The organism is Variovorax sp. PMC12, assembly GCF_003019815.1.
In the GTDB taxonomy this organism is placed as follows: Bacteria; Pseudomonadota; Gammaproteobacteria; order Burkholderiales; family Burkholderiaceae_C; genus Variovorax.
Genome location: NZ_CP027773.1, coordinates 491,779 through 508,723, shown reverse-complemented (window position 1 = coordinate 508,723; position 16,945 = coordinate 491,779). Strand labels below are relative to the sequence as shown.

The following is a 16,945-nucleotide window of genomic DNA, read 5'->3' as shown; positions in this document are numbered from 1 at the left end:
CGCTCTTTCCCTTAACGACTGAAATTCCGTGTTTATCCATTTGATCGTGATCGGCTGGCTCTACGTCGCACTCATGATGGCGGTGGCCGAAGCCACCAACACCACGGGCACGGTGCTGGGCGCCATCTTCACATTTCTTTTGTACGGATTGGCGCCGCTGGCACTGGTGGTTTACCTGATGAGTACCCCGGCGCGGCGGCGGGCCATCAAGCAGCGCGAGGCCGAGGCGCAGGAAGCCGCACGCCGCGCCGCCAGGGCCGAAGAAGCAGCGGCCTCAGACCTTCCAGACCAGCGCGGCGAATCGCCCGCTGACACCGTCGCGCCGGTGCGAAAAGAACCTTGAGCCATTGGCGACGGTGCACCACGCGTCGGTGCCGTCGTTGCCATGCACCGACGCGACGCCGGCCGCGTGCAGGCGCTGGCGTGCGAGCGCGGGCAGGTCGGCCAGCCACTTGCCGGCGGCGGCCGAGGGGATGAAGCACGCGGCGGCCTCGGGCGCATGCGCCTCGAACGCGGCCTTGACCTCGGGGCCGACCTCGAAGGCCTTCGGCCCGATGCAAGGCCCCAGCCATGCGATGACCTTGCCGGACGAGTCCGGTGCGAACGACCGTGCGGTTTGCTCGAGCACGCCGCCCGCCAGTCCGCGCCAGCCGGCATGCGCGGCCGCCACGCGGTGGCCCGCTTCGTCGGTGAAGAGCACGGGCAGGCAGTCGGCCACCATGATGGTGCAGGCCAGCCCCGTGGCGGTGGCGGTGCAGCCATCGGCCGCCGTGCCGTAGCGCACCACGTGCCGCTCGTCGTCGAGGGCGACCACGCCGGTGCCGTGCACCTGCTGCAGGAAGACCGGCCGCGCGCCGATGGCTTCGCGCAGGCGCCTGCGGTTCTCGGCGACGTGCGCGGCATCGTCGGCCACGTGGTCGCCGAGGTTCAGGCTCTGGTAGCGCCCCTGCGAAACCCCGCCGTCGCGCGTGGTGCACACGGCCCGCACGTTCGGCGGCGCGGGCCACTCGGGCACGAGCCAGCGCGCATCCATCGGCTTCAGGCTTCCGCGTCGGGCGCCTGCGAGGGCTGCGCGCGCTGGAAGGCGTCGAGCTCCATGCAGGCCTCGAATGCGGCCATGGTGCGCGGCAGGCCGCTGAAGTCGCAGTCGAAGCGGCGGCCGTTGAAGATCTGCGGCACCAGGCAGCAGTCGGCCATGGTGGGCGTGTTGCCCCAGCAGTACGTGCTGGCGGGGTGCTGCGCGAGCTGGCGCTCGAAGGCAAGCATGCCGTCGCGCACCCAGTGGCGGTACCAGTTGTTCTTGGCTTCCTCGTCGAGCTTCAGGTCCTTCACGAGGTACTTGAGCACGCGCAGGTTGTTGAGCGGATGGATCTCGCAGGCGATCGACTGCGACAGCGCGCGCACATGCGCACGGCCGGCCGGGTCGCTGGGCAGCAGCGGCGGCTCGGGGTGCACTTCGTCGAGGTATTCCATGATGGCCATCGACTGCGAGAAGCGCTCGCCCTCGTCTTCGAGCAACGGCACCAGCATGTCGGCGGAGATGGCGGGATAGGAGCCGGTGCGGTGTTCGCCGCGCGCGATGTGCACGGGAACGTACTCGTAATCGAGGCCCTTCAGGTTGAGGGCGATGCGCACGCGGAACGAGGAAGAGGAGCGGAAATAGTTGTGCAGCTTCATGGTTTTCCGAGCATAGCGCGCCATCAAGTACGAGGCACGCCCATCAGCAGGCAGCGCAGCTCGCCGAGCACGCAGCCCGGCGCCGCTGTTTCGCGCCATTCCGCAAGGATGCGCAGCGCGGCGCCCTCCTCCCGGGCCGCGATGCCCAGGCGCCACGGGCCGCGCGCGCCGGGCGGCTCGCCGGGTTCGTGGTTGTGCCCCTCGCCGTGGGGACGCCCTTCGGAGCAGGCGCGGCAGAGCACCTGCATGCTGGTGGTCCAGTTCTCGGCGCTGGCATCGGCCGCCTCGAAACGCCGGATGAGCGCGTCGATGTCTTCCTGCGCCACGCCCTCGATGGTCACTTCATAGGTTGCGTGCTCCGACGGCGCGATCAGCTCCAGCGCGTCGAAGACCGGCACCTCGCGATCGCCGCGCATGCGGTAGCCGTTGGCCGCGCCGTCGTGCAGCACGAGGTCGCCCCAGCGGTGGCCGCAGGCCGGCGTCGGCACGCTGCGCAGGATGGCGCGGGCCGGGTCGATGCGGTCGGCCCACACCACCTCGCTGGCCTCGTCGCCGTGCACGCGAATGGGTGTGAGGCCGACGAAGAAATCGATCGGCCCTTCGCCGTCCGGAATGCCGATGCCGTACTGGCGCCATGCGCGCCGCGCCGTGGCCCAGTCGCCCAGCGCCGTGGCCGCGATGCCCAGGTTCCAGAGCGCGCCCTGGTTGTCCGGCTCGCATTGCACCGCGCGGGCATTGGCCTGCAGCGAGGCGGCCCATTCGCCGCGGTACTTGTGGATGAGCCCGGCGTTGTACCAGGGCGCCGCCCAGTACGGGTGGACGGCGCTGGCCTGAGCGTAGGCTTCGAGCGCGCCGTCCTGGTCGCCCTCGTCGTCGCGCCGTCGGCCGAGTTCATTGAATGCGGTGGCTTTGCCGGCTTTGCCGAGGCGGATTGGCATTGTGAAAACTGGAAACGAAGAAATGGGGTTGCGCGGTAGGCGCTATTGTGAGCCTCCCGCCTCTGGCACACTGCCGGTTTCCCCGCCAGGTTTCGCTGAAAAAGGACACGTCGCAATGGCTTCCGAGTTTGTCTTCGCCCCGCCCGCCACCGTTTCTGTTCCCGTGGCCGGCCAGCCCGCCCGCTTCCCGGTGCACCGCATCTACTGCGTGGGCCGCAACTACGAAGATCACGCCAAGGAAATGGGCTTCACCGGCCGCGAGCCGCCCTTCTTCTTCATGAAGCCCGCCGACGCGCTGGTGACGGTCGATGCCGGCCAGACCGGCACCATGGCCTATCCCACGCTCACCAAGAACCTGCACCACGAGATCGAACTGGTGGTGGCGATCGGCACCGGCGGCAAGAACATCGCGGCAGCCGATGCGCACAAGCACATCTACGGCTACGCGGTCGGGCTCGACATGACGCGCCGCGACCTGCAGAACGACATGAAGAAGCAGGGCCGCCCCTGGGACATCGGCAAGAGCTTCGAGCAGAGCGCGCCCATCGGCCCGATCGTGCCCGTGGCACAGGCCGGCGACGCCGAAAAGGCCGAGATCTCCCTGCAGGTGAACGGCGCCGACCGCCAGCGCAGCAACGTGAGCAAGCTGATCTGGAACGTGGCCGAGACCATCGAGCACCTGTCGGCCGCGTGGGAGCTGCAGCCCGGCGACCTGATCTTCACGGGCACGCCTGAAGGCGTGGCCGCCGTGGTGGCCGGCGACACGCTGGTGGGCCAAGTCGCGGGCCTGCCGGCGCTGACCGTCAGGATCGTCTGAAGGCGGCGGACGGCTTCATGCTCCTGCGCGTTCCCATCAAGCACTGCAAGAACTGCGGCACCGCCGTGGTCTACCGAGTTCCGGACGACGGCGACACCAAGCAGCGCGCCATCTGCCCGGCCTGCAACACCATCCACTACGAGAACCCGCTCAACGTGGTGGGCACCATTCCGGTCCTGGGCGACAAGGTGTTGCTGTGCAAGCGCAACATCGAGCCGCGCTGGGGCAAGTGGACCCTGCCCGCCGGCTTCATGGAACTCGAGGAAACCACCGCCCAGGGCGCGGCCCGCGAGACCGACGAAGAGGCCGGCGCGAACTTCGAGATGGAAGGCCTGTTCTCGGTGATCAGCGTCGTGCGCGTGGGCCAGGTCCACCTGTTCTACCGCGCGCGCCTGCTCGACGACAAGTTCGACCCCGGCCACGAGACCATCGAGGCGAAGCTCTTCACCGAGGAAGAGATTCCCTGGGAAGAAATCGCCTTTCGCACCGTTCGCGAAACGCTCGAGCACTACTTCGAAGACCGCCGGCGCGGCAGCTTCGACCGCGTCCACACCATCGACCTCATCTGAAACCGCACGACACCATGACACTTCGCTCCATCCTGCTGCGCACCGCGCTCGGCCTCGGGTTCATCCTGGCTGCCACGGCACACGCGGAAACGGTGGGCGACGTCGACACCGCCTTCAAGCTCATCGGCCCCGACCACAAGATCGTGATCGAGGCCTACGACGATCCCAAGGTCAACGGCGTCACCTGCTATGTGTCGCGCGCCAAGACCGGCGGGCTGGCCGGTGCATTCGGCGTGGCGGAGGACAAGTCCGAAGCCTCCATCGCCTGCCGCCAGGTAGGCCCGGTGAGCATCACGCAACCGCTGCCCAAGCGCGAAGAGGTCTACAGCGAGCGGCTGTCGATCCTCTTCAAGCGGCTGCGCGTGGTGCGCATGGTTGACCCCAAGCGCAACACGCTGGTCTACCTGACCTACTCCGACCTGCTGGTCGACGGCTCGCCGAAGAACAGCGTGACCGCCGTGCCCATCGACCGTGGCACGCCGATTCCGCTCAAGTAGCGCGCGCCCCACTGCCCCTTTGCTGCCCGGCACTTCCCGGGGAGCCGGCACGCGAGTTTGCTAGCATCGCTCGCGCGGCTCCGCCCGGTGGAGCCGCACCGAAGGAACCCTCCGCAACGAATCCGTTCCAACAAGGCGCCATGCAACTCCAGACTCTTGCTTTCCGTACCGGCGCTGCAGCGCTGCTTGCCGCGAGCCTCGCGGCGTGCACCACCGTCGATCTCAACACGCCCTGGCCCACGGCCCCGGCGGCCAAGCCACCGGTGGCACAGCGCCCCGCGGCACAGTTCATCCGGCCCGTCAACGGCCCGATCATTGCGCGCTTCGACGGCGACCGCACCAAGGGCATCGACATCGCCGGCACGCTCGGCGACCCGGTCCTGGCCTCGGCCGACGGCCGCGTGGTGTACGTGGGCGGCGAACTGCCGGCCTACGGCAACATGGTCATCATCAAGCACAACGAGACCTTCCTCACCGCCTACGCGCACCTGCAGACCATCTTCGTCAAGGAAGGCACCGTGGTGCGCCAGGGCGACAAGATCGCCGAAATGGGCCGCAGCAACGCCGACCGCGTGAAGCTGCGCTTCGAGATCCGCAGGAACGGCAACCCCGTGGACCCCGAGCCCTACCTCAACGGCCGCCAGCCGCCGCAATAGCCGCCAGCCGGCAGCTCCCTCAGTTGGCCTGGCGCAGCACCACCTCGCGCCAGTTGGCGTCGCGCGTGCTCACGAACATGCTGCGCAGCACGAGGCCCGACATGGCCGGCGCATTGAATGTGTGCGACGCCGCACCCGCGGCCGACGGCGCCACGTCGGCCTGATCCGACCATTTGCTCGGCGTCGAGGTGGCGCCGGCCAGCGCCAGGAAGAACTCCGACGAAAACGCCGGGTTCAGGCCCGTCGCGCTGACCGCGAAGTCGCTGCCGCCGCTGTACGAAGCCAGCGCCGGCGTGGTCGTGAAGCTCGGGTAGGCCAAAGCCGCCGCCTCGGCCAGCGTGAACGGCCGCGCATTGAAGCTCTGCTTGTAGACGATGTCGAACGTGCTGTTCGTGATCTGCGCGACCGTGTCGTTGCTGGTGTAGGCCGTGAAGGTGTACTCGGGCGCGGCCGGTATCGCCGCGATGGCGCTGTCGCTCAGCCCGGCCGTCGATGCGCCGGCGCAGTTCGATGCCAGCGCGTACTGGTTGCTGCCGTTGTTGCCCTGGATCGGCCAGTAGTCGCCCGCCAGCGCGGGGCGCACATGGCGCAGCCCGTTCGGCGGAAGGCCCGGCCCGGTCACCACCACGGCGACCGCCGCGTTGCTGTTGTTCGGGTTCGGGTCCCTGATCGAGAACTCCAGCCCCGTGATCACGCAGCCCGACACCGGGTCCTTGAAGGCCTGGATGTGCGGATTGATGTCGAGCACGCGGCCGTCGCCACGCAAGCGCCACACGCCGTCGTTGCCCTTCACGATCTGCATGCTCTTGTTGTTGCTGAAGGCCACGCCGTTCTTGTCCCTGTGCGTGAATTCGACGAAGGCGCGCGGCGCCAGGTTGTTGGTGGCGTCGACCGTGTAGTTGATGCGGTTGATGACCACGTCGGCAAAGCTCGCGTCAACCATGTTGGTGTCGCCCGCCAGGTCGCTCACGAAGTCGCTGGCGCTCGCATCGGCCAGCCGGAAGCTGTAGGCGCTGTTGCTGGTGCTGGTCAGCAGCGGCAGCAGATCGGCCGGCGCGGGCAGCCCGTTCGCGAACCTGGCCGTGATGTCGGAGAGCGCCTTGCGGATCAGCACCACGTCGTCGGCCGCGGTCTCCATGCCGGTGCCGCTCATCGGCGTGGTGCCGGCGTCCTGGGCGGCCTTGACCGCGAGGTCGTCCACGACCTGCTGCTGCGTGACGATGTTGGTGATGGTCGCGAAGTTGGTGGCCGGGTCCACGCTCACGCGCAGCACGTCCAGCGCCTTGTCCAGCGCGCTCGACAACGGCGAGAACGCGGTGCGCAGCAGGTCGATGCTCGAGTCCACGCCCATGGCCAGCAGCACCGGCAGCAGCTTGGCCTTGAGCGCGTCGGATTCGGCCTTGAGCTCCGTGGCCGACAGCGCGGCGAAATCGCCGCCGTCGAAATACTTGTCGGCCACCTTGCCGGCGATGTTGGCCACCACCAGGTCGGTCAGCGGCGTGATGTTGATGGTGCCGTTGGCGTCCGCGGCGGTCGCGGCCGAGTGGATCACCACGCGCTGGCCGCCCACCGTGCCCTCGGCGCGGAACACGAAAGGCGCGGTCATGTCGGTCACGTCCACCGTGTAGCCGCCGTTGGAAGACAACTGCACGGTCTTGGTGGCGCCCTTGGCGTCCTTGACGGTGACCGTGCCCGACAGCGGCAGGCCCGACGCGGCCGTGCCCGAGAAAGCCATGGACGCCGGCGGCGGATTGCTGGCGGGGGGATTCGAGCCCCCGGCCACGGGCAGGCCGACAAAACCACTACCGCCGCCACCACCCCCGCCCCCGCCGCAGGCACCGAGCGAGATCAGGAAAGCCACTGCGCAAGCGGAGCGCGTCGTCTTGAAGAACGAGATGGAGGCGGCCGGGGCCACGGAGGGTGTTTTCATGGATGGTTTCAGGTGAGAGGGAGTAAACAGAAGAATCAACTCGTTACGAGCCGTGTGATTCTTCTGTGGACCCCTTCCACCCACCATCCTCTGTTTTGAGGATGCGGCTCGGCGGCAGCTAGAGCAGGCTCTCCGGCACCAGCGGCGCCAGCAGGTCCAGCTTCCAGCGCGACCAGAAGTCCGTCTCCGGCTCCTGGTGCAGGATGGTGTCGGCCGCGTCGCCCGAGGCCGGGCTCACCCACTCGATGGCACCCGTCGACCCCAGTTGCAACTGGTAGGCGCCGTCCAGCCGGATGAAGCCGATCAGGCTGGTGAGCTGCTGAGCGATCTGCGGGCTGAAGATGAAGATGCCGACTTCGGTGTTGTGCAGCATCGAGCGCGGGTCGAAGTTCATCGAGCCGATGAACACGATCCTGCGGTCGATCACCGCCGACTTGCCGTGCAGCCGCCCGCTGGCCGAGCCGTACATGCCGAAGCGCTTGGTCTGCTCCACCCGCTTGGGGCTCAGCTCGTACAGCTCCACGCCCAGGCGCAGCATCTCGGGCCGGTAGCGGCGGTAGCCGATGTGCACCAGCGACTCGTCGGTGGCCGCCAGCGAGTTGGTGACGATGCTGTAGCTCACGCCGTTGCCGCGCACGATGCGGATGCTCTCCATGCCGCCGCGCCCGGGTATCAGGTAGGGCGTGGTCTGCAGGACCTCGTTCTCGGCGCCGCGAATGTAGCGGCGCACGTTGTAGAGCACGCTGTCCCTCGATTCGTCCGCCGGCAGGCCGCGCGCCTCCTCGGTCGGCGCGAGCGCCTTGGCGGGCGCGTCGGCATAGGCCTCGGCGCGCGCCCACACCAGCTTCAGCGCGCCGGCGTCGAGGTCCTTGGCCAGCGGGTTGTTGCCGAGCAGGTCGGTGGAACCGGGCTCCTCGGGGTGCAGCTGGGCCGGGCCGGTGGTGAGCCTGTCGAAGCGCTCGCGCAGTTGCGCCCTGGTTTCGCCGGTGGCGGGCACCAGCGATTCGATCGGGTACACGTACGGGCTGTTCCAGTACATGTCGAACAGCGACGACAGCCTGGGCACCACCGCGCCCGCCACCAGCGTGTCGATGTCGATGAAGTTGGAGCCGCCGTCGCGCAGGAAATACTCGTTGGCGATGTTGCGCCCGCCCATGACGCCGACCACGTTGTCCACCACGTAGAGCTTGTTGTGCATGCGCCGATGCACGCGGTCGAAGTCGAGGATCGACCAGGCCCAGCGCGTGCCCAGACGGTCCCGCCCCGCCGGGAACGGGTTGAACAGCCGCACCTCCACATTCGGATGCGCGGCAAAGCTGGTGAAGAGCGGATCGGCGCCGGCCGTATAGAGGTCGTCCACCAGCAGCCGCACGCGCACGCCCCGGTCGGCCGCGTCGCGCAGCGCGCGCAGCAGGTAGCGCCCGGTCTCGTCGTTCTGCACCAGGTAGTACTGCACGTCGATGGAGCGCTGGGCACGGCGCGCGAGCTCGACGCGCGCATGCAGCGAGAACTGCGGCATCGGCAGCAGGCGGAAGCCACTCAGCGGCTCGCCGGGCGGTGCCGCCGCCTGCACGAGGCGCCCGAGCGTGGTGTCCGCGCCGTCCGTGATGGCCGTGGAGGGCTTGCGCTGCACGTCGGCCGGCAGTCCCGCGCAGCCGGCCAGGAACAGCATGGCCACGCCGGCCAGCAGCCAAGCCAGCCACCTTGCGCGCGGTATTGGGGTAGCCCGGCGGAACGAGTGCGGCATCGGAAGCGGAACGTGGGGGGTTGAAAACGCTCGCGGTTTCTACCACGCCCGCGCCCGGCGGCGCTGTCGCCGACGCCTGCTCAGTGCTCCCGCGCCGCGCCCCACTGCCGAACGAAATGGTCGGCCCGCAGCGTGGCGCGCTCCACGGCCGCGTCCCATGAGAGTTGCTGCGTGATCACCAGCGCGCAACGCGGAATGCCGCTCTGGCTCAGCTCTGCGAAGCCGACGTAGGTGCCGCGCGGCGTGCGCATGAGCTCGACCCAGCAGCTCCAGCCTGCTGGCACACGGAGGTCGAGCCGGGCGGTGTCCATGATGTAAACACCATAACTCTTTTGTTCCGCAGTTCAAAGAATTGAAACCCTAAGGACTACTTTTCAAGTCCTTTCAGGCTCAAGTCAGCGAGTTTTTCCCTTTTTCGAGCAATTCGCGCGATTGCCTCGCCAGCTCGACGAATGCCTTCAGGTAGTCGACTTCGATGTCGGCCTCGCGCGCGCCCAGGAAGATCTGCTTGGCGATGCCGCGAGGCCCGAGCCGCACCGGCACGATGTCCATCTTTTCCGCGTATTCCTGCACCAGCCAGCGCGGCAGCGCCGCCACGCCCCGGCCGCTGGCGACCATCTGCAACATGATGTCGGTGGTCTCTATGGCCTTGTGGCGCCTGGGCGTCACGCCGGCGGGCATGAGGAACATGTTGTAGATGTCCAGCCGGTCGGTGGCGACGGGGTAGGTCACCAGCACCTCCTGCGTCAGGTGCTCGGGCTTCACGTAAGGCACGCCTGCCAGGGCGTGGCCGCGCGGGACCACCAGCACCTGCTCGTAGTCGAACACCGGCTCGTAGTGCAGGCCCGGCTTGTAGAGCGGGTCTGGCGTGACCAGCAGGTCGATCTCGTAGCCGAAAAGCGCGCCGATGCCGCCGAACTGGAATTTCTGCTTCACGTCGACATCCACGTCGGGCCAGCTCGCCAGGTACGGCGACGCCACTTTCAGCAGCCACTGGTAGCACGGATGGCATTCCATGCCGATGCGCAGCGAGCCGCGCTCGCCCTGGGCGAACTGGCGCAGGCGCTCCTCGGCCAGGTCCAGTTGCGGCAGCACCCGGTTGGCGACCGCCAGCAGGTATTGCCCCGCCTGGGTCAGCCGCAGGCTGCGCCCTTCGCGCTGCCAGATCTCGGTGCCGAGCTGGGCTTCGAGCTTGCGGATCGAATGGCTCAGGGCCGATTGGGTGAGGTGCAGCACCTCGGCGGCGGCCGTGAGCGAGCCTTGCTTGTCCACTTCCTGGACGATCGACAGATGGGCGCGTTCCAGCATGGCTAATGAGTGAAATTCATCGATACGTGAAATAAGACCATTTTACTTCACAGCTCGGCAAACCTACGATCCAGCCCTTTCCTGACTGCCGGACGTTTCCGCTACCCCATGACCACTACCCACAACCTCGGCTTTCCCCGCATCGGCGCCAGGCGCGAACTGAAGTTCGCGCTGGAGTCTTACTGGAAGGGCGAGTCTTCGCGCGACGCGCTCAAGGCCCTCGGCGCCCAGCTGCGCCAACGCCACTGGAACGACCAGGCCGGCATCGACCTGGTGCCCGTGGGCGACTTCGCCTTCTACGACCAGGTGCTGGACATGAGCTTCACGCTCGGCAACCTGCCCGAGCGCGTGCGCGGCTTCCACGGCGACGCGCTGGACAACTACTTCCGCGTGGCGCGCGGCCGTTCGGCCCAGGGCGCGGAAGACCACGCCGGCTGCTGCGGCGGCGTGGCCGCCGGCGAAATGACCAAGTGGTTCGACACCAACTACCACTACATCGTCCCCGAGTTCTCCGCGCAGACCGAGTTCAGGCTCGACGCCTCGCGCCTGCTGGAGCAACTGGCCGAAGCCAGGGCCCAGGGCGTGAAGGCCAAGCCGGTGCTGGTCGGCCCCGTCACCTACCTGTCCATCGGCAAGGCCAAGGACGATTCCGACAAGCTGGCGCTGCTGCCGCGCCTGCTGCAGGTGTATGCCGAGCTGCTCGAAACGCTGGCCGCCCAGGGCGTGGAATGGGTGCAGATCGACGAGCCCCTGCTGGTCACCGAACTCGACGCCGACTGGCAGCACGCCTTCAACACGGCCTACCACCAGCTCAAGGCCGCGCGCATCAAGATCCTCGTCGCCACCTACTTCGGCCAGCTGCAGGAAAACAAGTACCTGGCCGCCAACCTGCCGGTGGCTGGCCTGCACGTCGACGCCGTCAACGGCCGCGACGACATCGTTCCGCTGCTGACCATGCTGCCCGCGCACAAGGTGCTGTCGCTGGGCGTCATCAACGGCCGCAACATCTGGAAGAGCGACCTCGCCTCCATCCTCGACTGGCTCGAACCGCTGGCCGAGCGCCTGGGCGACCGCCTGTGGATCGCGCCGTCGTGCTCGCTGCTGCATGTGCCGGTGGACCTGGCCAGCGAACAGAAGCTGGACGCAGAGGTCAAGTCGTGGCTCGCCTTCGCGCTGCAGAAGCTCGAGGAACTGCGCGTGCTGGCCACCGCCCTGCGCGACGGCCGCGACGCCGTGAAGGACGCCCTGGCCGCCAACGGCGCCGCCCTCGCCGCGCGCCGTGCGTCGCCGCGCGTCAACAACCCGGCAGTGCAGGCTGCGGTTGCCGGGCTCTCGAGCCAACTGGGCCAGCGCGAAGGCGCCTATGCCCATCGAGCGGCGAAGCAGGCCGCATTCCTGAAGCTGCCTAAGTTCCCCACCACCACCATCGGCTCGTTCCCGCAGACCGCGGAAATCCGCCATGCGCGCAGCGAGTACAAGGCCGGCCGGCTGGACGACGCCGGCTACAAGGCCGCGATGCAGGCCGAGATCGCCCGCAGCGTGCGCGAGCAGGAAGCCCTCGACCTGGACGTGCTGGTGCACGGCGAAGCCGAGCGCAACGACATGGTCGAGTACTTCGGCGAGCAGCTCGAGGGCTACGCCTTCAGCCGGTTCGGCTGGGTGCAGTCGTACGGTTCGCGCTGCGTGAAGCCGCCGATCCTGTTCGGCGACATCAGCCGCCCGAAGGCGATGACGCTCGAGTGGACCCGGTACGCGCAGTCGCTCACGCAGCGGCCCATGAAGGGCATGCTGACCGGCCCCGTCACCATCCTGAACTGGTCCTTCGTGCGCGACGACCAGCCGCGCTCGGCCTCGTGCAAGCAGCTGGCGCTGGCCATCCGACAGGAAGTGCTCGACCTGGAAAAAGGCGGCGTGCGCGTGATCCAGATCGACGAAGCCGCGCTGCGCGAGGGCCTGCCGCTTCGCAAGTCGCAATGGCAGGAGTACCTGGACTGGGCGGTGGAGTCGTTCCGCATCGCCGCCAACGGCGTGCGCGACGAGACCCAGATCCACACGCACATGTGCTATTCGGAATTCAACGACATCATCGCGTCGATCGCGGACATGGACGCCGACGTGATCACCATCGAGACCTCGCGCTCCGACATGGAGCTGCTCGACGCCTTCGACGACTTCAAGTACCCCAACGAGATCGGCCCGGGCGTGTACGACATCCACTCGCCCAACATTCCCAGCCAGGAGCACATCGTGCAACTGATGAAGAAGGCCGCCGAGCGCGTGCCCGCCGAGCGCCTGTGGGTCAACCCGGACTGCGGCCTGAAGACGCGCCAGTGGGCGGAAGTGCTGCCCGCGCTGGCCAACATGGTGGCGGCCGCCAAGACGCTGCGCGCCTCGGCCTGATGCCCGGCCATCGCCGCCCGAAGGCGCGGGGCGCGGCGATGGCGACAATGGCGTGCATGACGCTCGCCCTGTTCGACGACCCGCCCCGCCCAGCGCGCGAACCGCTCGGCCCCGGCGCCTTCGTGCTGCCCGGCTTCGCGCTGCCCTTCGTCGACGAACTGCTGCCCGCGATCCGCGCCGTGGAAGCGCGCGCGCCGTTCCGCCATCTCGTCACCCCGGGCGGCTTCACCATGTCCGTGGCGCTGACCAACTGCGGCGCGCTGGGCTGGACCAGCGACCGGCGCGGCTACCGCTACAGCCCCACCGACCCCGGCAGCGGGCTGCCGTGGCCCGCGATGCCGGAGCCCTTCATGCGGCTCGCGCGCGAGGCGGCCGGGTCCGCCGGCTTCGACGGCTTCGTGCCCGACGCCTGCCTCGTCAACCGCTATGCGCCCGGCGCGCGGCTTTCGCTGCACCAGGACAAGGACGAGCATGACTACGGCGCGCCCATCGTGTCGGTGTCGCTCGGCATGGCGGCCGTGTTCCTGTTCGGTGGCCTCGCGCGCGGCGACAAGGCCGTGCGCGTGCCGCTCGTGCATGGCGACGTCGTCGTCTGGGGCGGCGAAGACCGGCTGCGCTACCACGGCGTGCTGCCGCTGAAAGAACAACCGCACCCGCTGCTGGGCGCGCAGCGCATCAACCTCACATTCCGCAAGGCGGGCTGACTGACTGAAAACGCATGCAGGCGACCACCACGACCACCGGCACGAAGAAGAGCAACAGCCCCGGCAACGCGATCCGCGAGCTCTATGCGGCCCTCTGGCACTTCGCAGCAGGTGCGCGTGCGCAGCTGCTGGGCGCCACGGCGCTGCTCGCCATGTCGCAGCTCATACGCCTGGCGCTGCCCTACCTTGCCGGGCAGGCCATCAATGCCCTGCAGCGCGGCGAGCTGAGCGGCGCCGGCCGCTGGATCGCCGCGCTGGCCGGCGTGTATGTGGGTGCATGGGCGCTGCACGGGCCGGGGCGCATTCTGGAGCGCAACGTGGGCATGCGGGTGCGCGAGACGCTGGCCGACGAGCTCTATGCGCGCATCGCCGCCGCGCCGCTCGCGTGGCACGACGGCCACCACTCGGGCGAGCTGCAGCACCGCGTGCACCAGGCCAGCCGCGCGCTGTCGGACTTTGCTCAGAACCAGTTCATCTGGCTCACCAACGCCGTCAACTTCGTCGGGCCGCTGGTCGCGCTGGCGCTGCTGTCGCGCACCAGCGGCATGACCGCGCTCGCGGGCTATGTGCTGATAGGCCTCGTCATCGTGCGCATCGACCGCGCGCTGATGAAACTGGCGCGCGCCGAGAACGACGCTGATCGCCGGTACGTGGCCGCGCTGCTCGACTTCCTGGGCAATGCATCGACCGTCATCGGCCTGCGGCTGCAGGGGGCTTCACGCCTGCTGCTGCGCAGGCGCATGGCAGCGATATCGCTGCCGCTGAAGCGCACCGTGGTGCTCAATGAGGGCAAGTGGTTCGCGGTCGACCTGATGGGGCTGGCGCTGACCTGGGGCCTGGTCGTGGTGTACGTGTGGCAGGCTCGCGCACCCGGGCAGGCCGTGATGCTGGGGGCCGTGTTCATGATCTACCAGTACGCGCAGCAGGCCGCCGGCGTCGTCACCTCGGTGGCCGCCAACTTCAGCTTCTTCGCGCGCATGCATACCGACTACAGCAGCGCGGAGCCGATATGGCAGGCGCCCTCGGGCGATGTGGCCGCGAGCGTGCCCGAGCAGGTGCCGGAGCGCGAGCGCATCGACGCATCGGCGGTGTGGCGCCGGCTCGATGTCGACGGGCTGCAATGGCGCTATGCGGCGCGCGGGGAGCCGCAAGCGGAGCCCTCCGAACCCGTGAAGCGCAGCAGCGGCCTGCACGACGTGAAACTGAGCCTGCGCCGGGGCGAGCGGGTCGCGCTGGTCGGGCCGAGCGGCGGCGGCAAGAGCACCCTGCTGCGCGTGCTGGCCGGGCTGTATCCACCGGACAGCGGCGACCTGTCGCTCGACGGAAAGCCCGTCGACTGGACGCAACTGCGCCGCCTTGCCACGCTGATCCCGCAGGAGACCGAACTGTTCGAAGCCAGCGTGCGCGAGAACCTCGCCTTCGGCCAGCCGCGCGACGACGCGCTGCTGCTGGCCGCGCTGCACACCAGCACCTTCGACGAAGTGCTGAAGGCGAACCACGGCGACCTCGACACCGCCGTGTCGGAGCGGGGCTTCAATCTTTCAGGTGGACAAAGGCAGCGGCTGTGCCTGGCGCGCGGCGTGCTGGCCGCACAGGGCAGCTCGCTGCTGCTGCTCGACGAACCGACGAGCGCGCTGGATGCGGGGACCGAGGCGCGCGTGCTGGAGCGCATCGCCGGTACGTTTCCCGATGCCTGCGTGGTGGCATCGATCCACCGGCTGAGCCTGCTGGAGCGCTTCGATACGGTGGTGCTGATGGAAGCCGGGCATGTGGTCGACCACGGGCCGCGGGATGCGGTGCTGGCGCGGCAGCCGCTGTTGCAGCGGATGGTGGCGCCGGCCGGTGGGGCCGGGCACTGACTGTCGGTGGGTAGCAGTTCAGACGGCGAAGACCATCGTTGTCATTCCGTACGCAGCCTGCGCCGGCCAACCTGGCGCGCGAATCGTTGGACTCAAGGCATTGCCGGCCGCACCGCGACCGAGCTCGGCGCAACCTGTGCGCGAATGTTCTGAGCAATCCTCGTCGCCAGCGCATCGACCGCATGGTCATAGCTCTGGACGACCTCTTGCGGACGCTCCACCAATTCACTGAAGCTCGACCAACGATGCTCAGGGTTCGCCGGCACGCTCCACGAAGCCTTCTCGCTCGTCGCATCAGCCCCGTAGTAAAGCGTTTCGCTGTAGAGGCTGTCTTCCGTTTCGCCTCGAACCAGATAGGCACTCAGATTGACGCGCGGAACATAGTCTTTCGAGAAGCGGGCGGAGAACATGCCGACTTCGTTGAGATAGATGCGCAGCACCGCATCGGTCGGAGGCAGCTTGCTTTCATCGATCGCAGATTCCGCCGAGCGGCTCGAAGCGCCTTCGACGACCTTCGCTTCAAAGCCCTGAGCTGCCAGCTGCCGAACCAACGCTGCAGTGAGCTTCGGCCCCATGTCTTTTCGAGTCGCCTCCATGCGGTCGTTGAAGTCCGAACTCTTGATGCGGTCTGCAACTGACTGCCACAGCACGCCCAGCGGGATGCCCTTGTTTTCGGTATGCAGCTTGTCGATGGGCGTCACCGGGATCACCATGACGCGTTTAACTGGGGCCTGCTGCTGAGGGACGACCGGAGATCGGGCGCAACCTGATAGCAGACCGAATGCAACAAGAGCGGTGAGGAAATAAATGCGCATGGAAAATTTTTGATTGATGGCTAATGCTGGCACGGACATCCGTCGTGCACGCTGCGATTGAAATGTCAGAACCGGCCGGTGTCTTTGGGGTTGTGGACGATCTGAATCAGCACATCAGGCGTGTAAGCCTTGGTGCGGGAGATCTCGGCAATCTCCCCTCCTGCGGCGCCCACGAAAACCAATACGCCCTGCCCCTTGTAGGCGAGGTAGTGGCGCCACCGGTCCGTCCCGTTGTACGTAGGGATCCAGGCCTTGCCAGTGTTGTTCACCGTCTCAGCATCCGGCTTGCCCATGATCTTGACGGCCTGCGCGTAGGTCATCCCGGCATGAAGCTGGGCGATCGCACTGCCCGGCACAGGCTGACCGACGACAGTGCGCTCTTCGTCCTCCTCTGCAGCCACCAATGCTCGGCGACTCGGTTCATACAACGGCGCGGTTCGGCAGGCTGCCAACGCGATGCATGCCAGCGCGATGGCGCAGATTGCATGGCCTCGTTTCACCACTGCCCTTTGAACCGTCCAGCCGACCACATGACGAGCGTTGCAACAACAGTCACACCTAGGATCACTGCCAACAAACTGAGCAGCTCAGATGGCGCAACAGGAAAATAAAGTACACGGTGAATCGCCCAGCGAATCAGGGGCATCGCAAGTAAGGCCCCCACGGAAAACCCGACGCCAATGATGAAGAGGAATGTCAGGAACAAGACTCCCAACATCCTCAAACCTGTACTTTTTGCTTGAATCATCTACCACCTCTATTCGGATTGCCAGTGCTGGGCGAAGCACCTTGGCCATTGACTCCGGCATTCCCGAGTTCCTGCAGGAAGCTGCCAACGCTGGTGCCACCTATTCCGGGCAACAAGCTTGGTTGCTCCATTGCCATACAGTTGGCCGCCTACGTTGGCGGTGGCACCGATTGTTCCTCCGAATTCCTATTTCGCGGTCGATACGTATGAATTAACTGCGGGTCACTGAGAAGCTCGATAGTTAACGTCCGTCAAAGATTTGCGCAGTCAACGTCGCCGA

Annotated in this window: 18 protein-coding genes; 8 read left to right on the top strand and 10 right to left on the bottom strand. The window is 67.4% G+C overall.

Annotation, left to right across the window (positions count from 1 at the left end; all coding sequences use genetic code 11):
* Window positions 1-28: 28 nt before the first annotated feature.
* Complete coding sequence (locus C4F17_RS02285; protein ID WP_081269581.1) at window positions 29-343, top strand: hypothetical protein; 315 nt, start codon at window positions 29-31, stop codon at window positions 341-343.
* On the opposite strand, the gene pgeF is transcribed toward C4F17_RS02285, so the two are convergent.
* From pgeF to C4F17_RS02270, 3 genes are read right to left on the bottom strand one after another with little or no spacing between them, the layout of a single operon-like run.
* Entirely contained in the window at window positions 275-1,033 is a 759-nt protein-coding gene (pgeF, locus tag C4F17_RS02280; RefSeq protein WP_106934134.1) for a peptidoglycan editing factor PgeF, read from the bottom strand. The two genes, C4F17_RS02285 and pgeF, sit on opposite strands and share 69 nt — an antisense overlap.
* 5 nt (window positions 1,034-1,038) lie before the next feature.
* Entirely contained in the window at window positions 1,039-1,677 is a 639-nt protein-coding gene (maiA, locus tag C4F17_RS02275) for a maleylacetoacetate isomerase (RefSeq protein ID WP_081269583.1), read from the bottom strand.
* 23 nt (window positions 1,678-1,700) lie between these two features.
* Window positions 1,701-2,615, bottom strand: coding sequence for a tetratricopeptide repeat protein (locus C4F17_RS02270; RefSeq protein ID WP_106934133.1), 915 nt, complete (start codon window positions 2,613-2,615; stop codon window positions 1,701-1,703).
* A 115-nt stretch (window positions 2,616-2,730) separates the two neighbouring features.
* Here C4F17_RS02270 and C4F17_RS02265 point away from each other — a divergent pair, with 115 nt between their 5' ends.
* The 4 genes from C4F17_RS02265 to C4F17_RS02250 all read left to right on the top strand — a co-directional run bounded on the left by C4F17_RS02265 (window position 2,731) and on the right by C4F17_RS02250 (window position 5,154).
* Window positions 2,731-3,432 (top strand): fumarylacetoacetate hydrolase family protein, encoded by a 702-nt coding sequence (locus C4F17_RS02265; RefSeq protein ID WP_106934132.1) that lies wholly within the window; start codon window positions 2,731-2,733, stop codon window positions 3,430-3,432.
* A gap of 17 nt (window positions 3,433-3,449) precedes the next feature.
* On the top strand, window positions 3,450-4,001 hold the full coding sequence (locus C4F17_RS02260) for an NUDIX hydrolase (RefSeq protein WP_081269586.1): 552 nt from the start codon (window positions 3,450-3,452) through the stop codon (window positions 3,999-4,001).
* 14 nt (window positions 4,002-4,015) lie between these two features.
* On the top strand, window positions 4,016-4,498 hold the full coding sequence (locus tag C4F17_RS02255; protein ID WP_106934131.1) for a CreA family protein: 483 nt from the start codon (window positions 4,016-4,018) through the stop codon (window positions 4,496-4,498).
* A gap of 140 nt (window positions 4,499-4,638) precedes the next feature.
* A complete protein-coding gene (locus tag C4F17_RS02250) occupies window positions 4,639-5,154 on the top strand; it encodes a murein hydrolase activator EnvC family protein (protein ID WP_106934130.1) in 516 nt (171 codons plus the stop codon).
* 19 nt (window positions 5,155-5,173) lie between these two features.
* Here C4F17_RS02250 and C4F17_RS02245 read toward each other — a convergent pair whose 3' ends face one another.
* The 4 genes from C4F17_RS02245 to C4F17_RS02230 form a co-directional block, all read right to left on the bottom strand.
* Entirely contained in the window at window positions 5,174-7,084 is a 1,911-nt protein-coding gene (locus tag C4F17_RS02245) for a hypothetical protein (RefSeq protein ID WP_159053593.1), read from the bottom strand.
* 118 nt (window positions 7,085-7,202) lie between these two features.
* Window positions 7,203-8,831 (bottom strand): phospholipase D family protein, encoded by a 1,629-nt coding sequence (locus tag C4F17_RS02240; protein ID WP_106934128.1) that lies wholly within the window; start codon window positions 8,829-8,831, stop codon window positions 7,203-7,205.
* A gap of 80 nt (window positions 8,832-8,911) precedes the next feature.
* Entirely contained in the window at window positions 8,912-9,142 is a 231-nt protein-coding gene (locus C4F17_RS02235) for a hypothetical protein (RefSeq protein WP_106934127.1), read from the bottom strand.
* A gap of 79 nt (window positions 9,143-9,221) precedes the next feature.
* Complete coding sequence (locus tag C4F17_RS02230; protein ID WP_081269591.1) at window positions 9,222-10,139, bottom strand: LysR family transcriptional regulator; 918 nt, start codon at window positions 10,137-10,139, stop codon at window positions 9,222-9,224.
* Window positions 10,140-10,247: 108 nt separating this feature from the next.
* Here C4F17_RS02230 and metE point away from each other — a divergent pair, with 108 nt between their 5' ends.
* From metE to C4F17_RS02215, 3 genes are read left to right on the top strand one after another with little or no spacing between them, the layout of a single operon-like run.
* Window positions 10,248-12,539 (top strand): 5-methyltetrahydropteroyltriglutamate--homocysteine S-methyltransferase, encoded by a 2,292-nt coding sequence (metE, locus tag C4F17_RS02225; protein WP_106934126.1) that lies wholly within the window; start codon window positions 10,248-10,250, stop codon window positions 12,537-12,539.
* A gap of 56 nt (window positions 12,540-12,595) precedes the next feature.
* Entirely contained in the window at window positions 12,596-13,243 is a 648-nt protein-coding gene (alkB, locus tag C4F17_RS02220; RefSeq protein ID WP_106934125.1) for a DNA oxidative demethylase AlkB, read from the top strand.
* A gap of 14 nt (window positions 13,244-13,257) precedes the next feature.
* Window positions 13,258-15,102 (top strand): ABC transporter ATP-binding protein, encoded by a 1,845-nt coding sequence (locus tag C4F17_RS02215; RefSeq protein ID WP_106934124.1) that lies wholly within the window; start codon window positions 13,258-13,260, stop codon window positions 15,100-15,102.
* A gap of 92 nt (window positions 15,103-15,194) precedes the next feature.
* Here C4F17_RS02215 and C4F17_RS02210 read toward each other — a convergent pair whose 3' ends face one another.
* The 3 genes from C4F17_RS02210 to C4F17_RS02200 form a co-directional block, all read right to left on the bottom strand.
* Entirely contained in the window at window positions 15,195-15,917 is a 723-nt protein-coding gene (locus tag C4F17_RS02210; RefSeq protein ID WP_234382499.1) for a hypothetical protein, read from the bottom strand.
* A 65-nt stretch (window positions 15,918-15,982) separates the two neighbouring features.
* Window positions 15,983-16,321: a hypothetical protein gene (locus C4F17_RS02205; RefSeq protein WP_106934122.1), complete on the bottom strand. Its 339-nt coding sequence runs from the start codon at window positions 16,319-16,321 to the stop codon at window positions 15,983-15,985.
* Window positions 16,322-16,413: 92 nt separating this feature from the next.
* The gene (locus tag C4F17_RS02200; RefSeq protein WP_159053592.1) at window positions 16,414-16,665 is read right to left on the bottom strand and encodes a hypothetical protein; all 252 of its coding nucleotides are present in this window, start codon (window positions 16,663-16,665) and stop codon (window positions 16,414-16,416) included.
* Between the last annotated feature and the right edge of the window lie 280 nt (window positions 16,666-16,945).

Bases quoted from the DNA above. Each gene is read 5' to 3' on its own strand.
- pgeF (WP_106934134.1), bottom strand. From the start codon at position 1,033: ATGGATGCGCGCTGGCTCGTGCCCGAGTGGCCCGCGCCGCCGAACGTG.
- maiA (WP_081269583.1), bottom strand. From the start codon at position 1,677: ATGAAGCTGCACAACTATTTCCGCTCCTCTTCCTCGTTCCGCGTGCGC.
- C4F17_RS02270 (WP_106934133.1), bottom strand. From the start codon at position 2,615: ATGCCAATCCGCCTCGGCAAAGCCGGCAAAGCCACCGCATTCAATGAA.
- C4F17_RS02265 (WP_106934132.1), top strand. From the start codon at position 2,731: ATGGCTTCCGAGTTTGTCTTCGCCCCGCCCGCCACCGTTTCTGTTCCC.
- C4F17_RS02260 (WP_081269586.1), top strand. From the start codon at position 3,450: ATGCTCCTGCGCGTTCCCATCAAGCACTGCAAGAACTGCGGCACCGCC.
- C4F17_RS02255 (WP_106934131.1), top strand. From the start codon at position 4,016: ATGACACTTCGCTCCATCCTGCTGCGCACCGCGCTCGGCCTCGGGTTC.
- C4F17_RS02250 (WP_106934130.1), top strand. From the start codon at position 4,639: ATGCAACTCCAGACTCTTGCTTTCCGTACCGGCGCTGCAGCGCTGCTT.
- C4F17_RS02245 (WP_159053593.1), bottom strand. From the start codon at position 7,084: ATGAAAACACCCTCCGTGGCCCCGGCCGCCTCCATCTCGTTCTTCAAG.
- C4F17_RS02240 (WP_106934128.1), bottom strand. From the start codon at position 8,831: ATGCCGCACTCGTTCCGCCGGGCTACCCCAATACCGCGCGCAAGGTGG.
- C4F17_RS02235 (WP_106934127.1), bottom strand. From the start codon at position 9,142: ATGGACACCGCCCGGCTCGACCTCCGTGTGCCAGCAGGCTGGAGCTGC.
- C4F17_RS02230 (WP_081269591.1), bottom strand. From the start codon at position 10,139: ATGCTGGAACGCGCCCATCTGTCGATCGTCCAGGAAGTGGACAAGCAA.
- metE (WP_106934126.1), top strand. From the start codon at position 10,248: ATGACCACTACCCACAACCTCGGCTTTCCCCGCATCGGCGCCAGGCGC.
- alkB (WP_106934125.1), top strand. From the start codon at position 12,596: ATGACGCTCGCCCTGTTCGACGACCCGCCCCGCCCAGCGCGCGAACCG.
- C4F17_RS02215 (WP_106934124.1), top strand. From the start codon at position 13,258: ATGCAGGCGACCACCACGACCACCGGCACGAAGAAGAGCAACAGCCCC.
- C4F17_RS02210 (WP_234382499.1), bottom strand. From the start codon at position 15,917: ATGCGCATTTATTTCCTCACCGCTCTTGTTGCATTCGGTCTGCTATCA.
- C4F17_RS02200 (WP_159053592.1), bottom strand. From the start codon at position 16,665: ATGATTCAAGCAAAAAGTACAGGTTTGAGGATGTTGGGAGTCTTGTTC.